General features: G+C 71.8%; 1 protein-coding gene. It reads right to left on the bottom strand.

Annotated elements, in window-relative coordinates; genetic code table 11:
* Positions 1 to 456 precede the first annotated feature (456 nt).
* A partial coding sequence (locus BN1056_RS07205; protein ID WP_210580064.1) for a glycosyl hydrolase occupies positions 457 to 2,669 on the bottom strand: 2,213 nt, incomplete at its 5' end.

Below are 2,669 nucleotides of genomic sequence, written 5' to 3'. Positions count from 1 at the left end.
ATGTCCTGAGGCAGAACTGTCACCGATGTCCTGAGACATCACAGCACCCCCGGTTCCCCTGCATTTCGAAAACCGTTGAAATCAAGCCGTTCTGCACAACCGACCGAACGGCCCCTTTCCGCGTTTATGCCGCTCTTGGACAGTTCCGGTCAAGCATCAGGGCAGCGACTGCACTGCGGATGGCTTAGTGTCTTTGTTGGATGCTCATCCCATAGACAGGGCGATGATTCCATGGTTTCCCCCGTCGACCGCGGAATCATGGAAAGCCTCCAGTGTGCAGCCCCTACGCGCCCACTCCAACCACACCCAACCCGGATATAGTCTCCGCCACATCAACCGACGTCGGCACGTAACTTCCACCGACCTCGGTACGTAAGATCAACCGACGTCGGCACGTAAGATCAACCGACCTCGGTACGTAAGATCTACCGACCTCGGTGGAGGGGACCGGAGGGGCTAGCGGAGGTGGACGGGGCCGAGGAGGCCGTGGGGGACGCTCGGGTGCTCCACCGCCCAGGGGCCAGCCATGTAGGCGTCAGCCGCCAGGGTGGCGTTGCGCAGCGTCGTGCGCACCTCGATCTCAATGATCGGCTCCTGTCCTGCGGCCACGGCCGCCGACAGCGCGCCCCCGATCGCGATAGCCGCAGCGTCGCGCAGCACCGGCCCGAAGACCCGGTCGCCCACCCGCACCACGGCGCTGCCGCCCAGCTCCCCGAGCGTCAGCACGGCGCCCGCGAGCACAGCCCGGCCAGCGTCGCCGCCACTGCCCACTTCCACGCGTGCCCGGTACAGGCCGGTGCCGGAGACGTCCCTCAGCGCCGCGATGTCGCGCCAGTCGCCGGGGCCCTGCCCTGGCAGGACGATGGTGCGGGGCCCGGCGGGCTCCTCGCTGAGGACGGTCAGGCTCCAGTCCGTCAGCACGAACTCCTCGCCGCCGGCACTGACGCGGGCGGTGGCCGCCGAACCTCCACGCAACGCGGCGGCGTCCACGCCATACGCATCCGCTGCACCGCCCACGGCCCCGGTTCCGATCACCGCCCCGGCCACCGCACGGGCGCCGACTTCATCGACTGTGTCGCCACTCCCCGCGGTCGCGGCCGCCGCCACTGCGCCCTCCCCCGCGGACACGATCCGCAGCATCACCAAGCCGAGCGGCTCCAGGCAGGCCTCCACCCGCGTACGCCCGCCGGCCACCTCGGCACCCACACGAGTGATCTCGCCGGCGTCCAGGTCCAGGACCTCCACGCGCCCGGCCCCCTCGATCTCCAGCGGCAGTGCCACCGCCTGCGCGGCGGGGTTGTAGACGAGCACGTAGCGGCCCTCGGCGGCGTCACGCACCTGGGTCAGTAGCACCGGCCCGTTCCAGGCCACGCGGGGCCGCACCCCGAGTGCCGCGAGCGCGCCGGGCACCTCCGCCCAGCCGTCCACCCGCTTCACGCGCGGTCCCGCGAGCGCGGAGGCGATCGCCTCACGGACGGCCGCGTCGGCGTCGGCGCCGCCCCATCCGGCATCCCCGGTGGGCGGCCGGCCGACGAGCACAATCGGCAGTCCCTCCGCGGCGGCGCGCGCCAGCGCACGGGCCGCATCCAACGGGATCGCGCCGCCCTGAAGCGCGGCATTCAGCACCAGTGCCCGGTAGGCGGGCCCCTCCGGGAAGAGCACGACTCGCCCCGCTTCGAGGCCGACGGCGCCTGCCTCGGCCAGGCCGACCGGGTCGAGTAGCTGCACGTTGTAGCCGGCGCGCTCCAGGGGCTCGGCGTCGATGAGCCGGTCGGGGGCGGTCGCGTCGGCCTCGGCGTTGCCGCGGGCGGCGGTGGTCAGGAAGCCGTCCCGGTAGACGGCCACGTCCGCTCGGGGCGTGCCGGTCTCCAGCACCGCGGTGCCGCGCGCCCAATAGTCGGTCAGTCCCTTCCAGTGCGGCCACTGGGGAAAGTGCCGGTGGTTCCAGGACTCGGAGACGATGGTGCCGAAGCGGCCCCGGGTCGGCCAGGGCGCCTCGGGGTCCTGGGCGGCGAAGCCGTGCACGAAGGGCTTGGTGACGCCGACGGCCCACTCCTTGTCCAGCATGTGCCGGTAGTCGGCCAGGGAGAAGTCGTAGCACTTGTCCATCTGGGCGCCGAGCTCGGTGGACACGCGCGCGGCCCCGCCCTGGTGGGCGCCGGCCACGCAGCTGCGCTGCCAGTCCAGGGCGAAGCGCCAGTTCGGGTGGTCCATGTTGATGGGCGCGCGGTCCCCGGAGTTCAGGGACTCCACCTCCGCGCGCCCGCCGCAGCGCACCAGCTCCCGGAAGGAGCGGACCGGTTCCAGGTTCTGCCCGTAGGCGGCCTGCGCCTTGTGCCGCATGCCGTGCCCGACGGCCCAGTCCTGGATCAGGGCCAGGTGGTCGGTGACGTACAGGTCGGTGACGGTGCGGTCGTAGTCCGTGCGCACGCGCCGCCCCAGCGAGGTCGGGGCGCCGTCGGGATCGGCGGAGTCGAAGTCGGGGCGCGGCGGCGTCTCGGGCACCCAGTACCGGCACTGGCCGTGGGCGATCAGGAGCGGCAGGTAGCGGGTGGGGTCGTAGCCGCGCCGGGCCTGGAAGCGCTCACGCAGTTCCGGGCTCCAGAACAGGCAGTCGGCGTTCAGTTCCAGGGAGTCCTCGAACAGCTCAGTGGCGGTAGACCCCTCCG

It is taken from the genome of Actinomyces succiniciruminis (assembly GCF_900002405.1).
In the GTDB taxonomy this organism is placed as follows: Bacteria; Actinomycetota; Actinomycetes; order Actinomycetales; family Actinomycetaceae; genus Actinomyces; species Actinomyces succiniciruminis.
This window is presented reverse-complemented; position numbering and strand designations above follow the sequence as displayed.